We start from the raw sequence: 4,550 nt of genomic DNA, 5'->3' as shown, positions 1-4,550 counted from the left end.
TCCTTCTTTTTGATGAGTCTGTTCGAGACTTCGGGCACGCTGATTGCCATCGCCGAGCGCGGCAACTTTCTGGATAAAGACGGCAAACTGCCGCGCCTCAAGCGTGCGCTGCTGGCTGATTCGGCAGCGATCAGCGCCGGCGCACTGTTGGGCACCTCCAGCACCACCAGCTATATCGAATCGACCACCGGCATCGCCGCCGGCGGACGTACCGGCCTCACCGCCGTGGTCATCGCCGGCCTGTTTATCGCCGCTCTGGTATTCGCGCCGCTGGCGGCGATGGTGCCCGGCTACGCCACTGCCCCGGCGCTGCTCTACGTCGCCATCCTGATGTTGCGCAGCCTCACCCATCTGGAGTGGGACGAGCTGACCGAAACCGCGCCGGCCATCGCCTGCATCACCACCATGGCCTTCACCTTCTCCATCGCCGACGGCATCGCCTTCGGTGCCATCACCTATGTGATCACCAAGCTCGCCACCGGCCAGGGCAAACAATTGTCGCTGCCCATCGTGGTCATCGCCGGCCTGTTTATCGCGCGTTATCTGTTTTTGTAAAAAATCGGGAGCAGGGAATGGGGATCCGGGACTCGGGAGCCGGCCATTCCATTCCTCAATCCCTATTCCCCCTCAACCCCATACCCTCCGCCCGGCGATATAGGTCGCTGCAATCGCCCGGTCGTCGCCCAGTGTCATCTGGACGAACAAGGCCTCATGGATATCGCGTGCATACTTCATGCGGTACTCGATGATGGGCGTCGACTTGAGGTTCAGTACGGCAAGGTCGGCTTCCTTGCCGACTTCGATGCTGCCTATCTTGTCCGCAAGGCCTAGCGCCTCGGCGCTGCCGCGGCTGGCGAGATAGAAGGCATGACCGGCAGACAGCGCGTAGCCACTCAGCTGCGCGGCCTTGTACGCTTCGTTCATGGTCTGCAGCATGGAGAAGCTGGTGCCTGCCCCCAGATCGGTCGCCAAACCCACTTTGACCGGGCGGCGCGCGTCACGCGCCTGCTTGACGTTGAAGCAGCCGGAGCCGAGGAAGAAGTTGGATGTCGGGCAGTGCGCGATGGCGGTGCCGGTGGCGGACAGCACCTCGAGTTCGGCCTCGGACAGGTGGATGCCGTGGCCGTAAATCGCGCGCTCGCGCAACAGGCCAAAGCGCTGGTAGACATCGGTATAGTCGCGGCAAGCAGGGAACAGCGACTTCACCCATTCGACCTCGCCACGGTTTTCCGACAGGTGCGACTGGATCAGCGTATTCGGAAACTCGCGAGCCAGCGCACCGAGCATTTCCAGCTGCTCCGGGCTCGACGTTGGCGCGAAGCGCGGGGTGATCACATACTCGGCGCGGCCCTTGCCGTGCCAGCGCTCGATCAGCACTTTCGATTCATCGTAGGCGCGCTGCGGTGTGTCGAGTAAGGCCTCTGGAGCATTGCGGTCCATGCACACCTTGCCGGCCATGATGCGCATATCGTAGTTGGCAGCCTCCTCGAACAGCGCATCGACCGACTGCGGGAACACAGTGCCGAATACGCAGGCGCTGGTGACGCCGTTCTTGTGCTGCTCTTTGAGAAACACCGACGCAACCTCGGCGGCATGGTCCTTGTCGGCGAAACCCTGCTCGGTGATGAAGGTGTAGTTGTTCAGCCAGTCGATCAGCTGCTCGCCGTAGGCGGCAATCATCTCGGTCTGCGGATAGTGGACATGGCTGTCGATAAAGCCGGGCAGGATCACGCTATCGGTGTAGCGCGTGACTTCCAGATCTTGGGGCAGGGTAGGCAGGATGGTGGCGGCAGGGCCGACGGCGGCGATCTTGCCGTCTTCCATCACCACAACGGCGTCGTCTTCGTACACCATGCAGTCCTGCATGTCGCGCACGAAGGGATCGTCCTTGAAGGTGAGCAGCGCGCCGCGGATAGCTGTTTTCATGGTGTCGAATCTTCAAATAAAGATATTTTATCTGGAAACATCCACACACGGCAAAGTATGCTCTATCCATGTTAAGCTCGCGCCCGTTCTTAACCCGCCCAAACCCCGTGTTTATGGACCACTCCCCCGCCGACCAGATCGACCAGATCGTTGCCCTGTGGCGCGATGTCCGTCCCGACCTTGACCCCTCCTCTACCGAAGTTATCGGCCGCATTGCGCGCATGGAGTATTTCATCACCCGCCGTGTACTGCAGGATCTGGCATTGCACCAGATCAATGTCGGCGAATTCGACGTGCTGGCGGCGCTACGCCGCGCCGGCACACCTTTCCAGCTGTCACCGGGCCAGTTGCAGAATATGGTACTGATTTCATCCGGCGCGCTGACCAACCGCATCAACCAGCTGGAAAAGGCGGCGCTGGTGACGCGCAGCGCCGACCCGCACGACAGGCGCGGCGTGATCGTGGCGCTGACAGGCAAGGGGCTGGCGGTGATAGAAGATGCGGTCAGCCACCATCTGGCGGCCGAGGCGGAACTGCTGGAGCCGCTGGATCAAGCCGAACGCGTACAACTGGCGGCGCTATTGAAAAAGCTATTGCTGGCGCAAAAGGATTAAGAGGCCGGGCAAGCCGGCCTCATGCCGGGCTTAGGTACGGAAGCGGCCGATTTCCTGGCTCAGTTCGCTGGACAATTGCGACAATTGGCTGGCCATGCCGGCCGATTCGGCCACCGAGCGGCTATTGCTCTCGCTCATCTTGGCAATATGCTCCACACTGCGCGCCGCCTCTTGGCTGGCATGGCTCTGCTCCTGCATCGCAGCGGCAATTTCGTCGGTCTTGCCCAGCACTTGGGCCGACAGCTCGCGCAGGGTTTCCAGCGTTTCGGCGACGGACCGGCTCAGTTCGACCCCGCTGCTCACCTGCCCGGCAGCCTGCTGCATACTACTGACCGCCGCCTGGGTTTCACCCTGCACCAGGCTGATCTTGGACGAGATTTCATTGGTCGCCTGCGCCGTACGCTCGGCCAGCTTGCGCACTTCGTCGGCCACCACGGCAAAGCCACGCCCGCTCTCGCCGGCACGCGCCGCCTCGATCGCGGCATTCAGCGCCAGCAGATTGGTCTGCTCGGCAATCTTGCGGATCACGCCGACAATGCTGCCGATCTCGCTGGAGCGCTGGCTTAGGCTCGCAATACTGGCTTCGGAAATACGGATGACCTTGGCGATTTCAGTCATTTCTGAGGCGGCCTCTCCGGCGACCCGGCTACCGGTAACCGACATTTCCATGCTGGAGCGCGCTTCGCCAGCCATCTGAGAAGCATGCTCTGCTACGCGGCTAATACCTGTCGTCATCTGTTCGACCACGGCAGCCGTCGAAGACGAGGCATCGGCCTGTGCGCGCGTCGCTTCGGTAATGCGCGATGCAATATCGGACATCGAATGCGAGGTGGTGCTGACGCGCTGCGCGTCGCCACGGGTACGCTCGACAAAAGCCGACAGATTACCCAGCAAGGTAGCCAGTGCGCGTGCGGTTTCGCTGACTTCGTCCTGCCCGGAGGTGTCGACCCGGATGGTCAGGTCATTCTGTGCCGCCGCCTGACGCATGCTCGCTTGCAGCACACCCAGCGGACGGGTGATAGAGCGCACGATCAATACCGCCAGCAGCACGCCCAGCACCAAGGCCAGCAGCAGAGCGCCCAGCAGCAGGCTACGGATATCGGCCAGCATGGCCTCCATCCGCGCATCCGCCGAGTCGATATAAGCATCGGCCTGTTCGCCCAAGCTAGCCACCTGGTCACGCAAGGCATATAGCTGGGTCTTGAATGGCGCAATCGCGGCATCGGCCTGATTGGCCTGGGTCATTTCACCGGACTGCAGGCGCAGATACAGCGCCTCCATCCCTTGGCGATAGGCTGCGATATTGCCCTCCAGCGCAGCAAGCTCGCCCTGCTTATCCGCCAGATGCGTCAGGGTGCGCGCCTCTTTGACACCGGCGCTCAGTACCGCCACGCTCTTGTCGAACTTGATCTTGGTCGAGGCCAGCGTTTTTTCGCTATCCGCAGGATTGCCCAGACTCAACAGAATGTCTTTCTCCGCCTGACGCACCCGCAGCATATCGCTCTCCAGCCTATCCATCTGGAGGCTGAATGCGACATCGTTATCCAGCAGATCCTCCAGATTGACATCGACCCGGTTAAGCGCGGCCAGACCGACGCCCCCTATCACGCAAACGAACAGCAACAGGCTGCTGGCCAGCAAAGCGACGCGTTGACCTATGGTCATCTTTTTCAGCATCCTGCTTCCCTTCAATTTTGCAAACCAAGGTTGTTATTTATCAAGCCTGCGCATAATTACATAAAAATGACATATACGCAGCATTACAGATGCGTATAGAAATGCCTCATCACAGGCGATTGAAGGCGCAGGACAATCCCCGGATAAAACCGGCGCTATCTGCATAAAAAACCCGCCATCGGCGGGTTTCTAGGGTAAGGATGTCTGCCGCAGCGTCGCGGGCGGCGACCATGACCAGTTTTTCTGCCATGCACCCCGCACCATGTCCGGATACTCGGCGCGGCCACGGCTACCGTTGTAGCGCCCCAAGGCCAGAAACAGATTGCCTTTTTC

General features: G+C 60.8%; 4 protein-coding genes. 2 read left to right on the top strand and 2 right to left on the bottom strand.

What is annotated here, in order from left to right; all coding sequences use genetic code 11:
• A partial coding sequence (locus ACRC1E_RS01740; protein ID WP_438513384.1) for a solute carrier family 23 protein occupies window positions 1-555 on the top strand: 555 nt, incomplete at its 5' end.
• A gap of 72 nt (window positions 556-627) precedes the next feature.
• Here ACRC1E_RS01740 and guaD read toward each other — a convergent pair.
• Window positions 628-1,926 (bottom strand): guanine deaminase, encoded by a 1,299-nt coding sequence (gene guaD / locus ACRC1E_RS01735; protein ID WP_438513383.1) that lies wholly within the window; start codon window positions 1,924-1,926, stop codon window positions 628-630.
• A gap of 113 nt (window positions 1,927-2,039) precedes the next feature.
• Between guaD and ACRC1E_RS01730 the strand changes: the two genes are divergently transcribed.
• Window positions 2,040-2,540: a MarR family winged helix-turn-helix transcriptional regulator gene (locus ACRC1E_RS01730; protein ID WP_438513382.1), complete on the top strand. Its 501-nt coding sequence runs from the start codon at window positions 2,040-2,042 to the stop codon at window positions 2,538-2,540.
• 30 nt (window positions 2,541-2,570) lie between these two features.
• Here ACRC1E_RS01730 and ACRC1E_RS01725 read toward each other — a convergent pair whose 3' ends face one another.
• Complete coding sequence (locus ACRC1E_RS01725) at window positions 2,571-4,205, bottom strand: methyl-accepting chemotaxis protein (RefSeq protein ID WP_438513381.1); 1,635 nt, start codon at window positions 4,203-4,205, stop codon at window positions 2,571-2,573.
• Window positions 4,206-4,550: the final 345 nt, after the last annotated feature.

Source organism: Craterilacuibacter sp. (genome assembly GCF_051659485.1).
GTDB lineage: Bacteria > Pseudomonadota > Gammaproteobacteria > Burkholderiales > Chromobacteriaceae > Craterilacuibacter.
Note: the sequence above shows the minus strand (reverse complement) of the source record. Positions and strands in the feature narration are given on the sequence as shown.

What these genes read in the sequence shown, in the direction of transcription:
- ACRC1E_RS01730 (WP_438513382.1), top strand. Translation starts at nt 2,040, where the DNA reads ATGGACCACTCCCCCGCCGACCAGATCGACCAGATCGTTGCCCTGTGG.
- ACRC1E_RS01725 (WP_438513381.1), bottom strand. Translation starts at nt 4,205, where the DNA reads ATGACCATAGGTCAACGCGTCGCTTTGCTGGCCAGCAGCCTGTTGCTG.
- guaD (WP_438513383.1), bottom strand. Translation starts at nt 1,926, where the DNA reads ATGAAAACAGCTATCCGCGGCGCGCTGCTCACCTTCAAGGACGATCCC.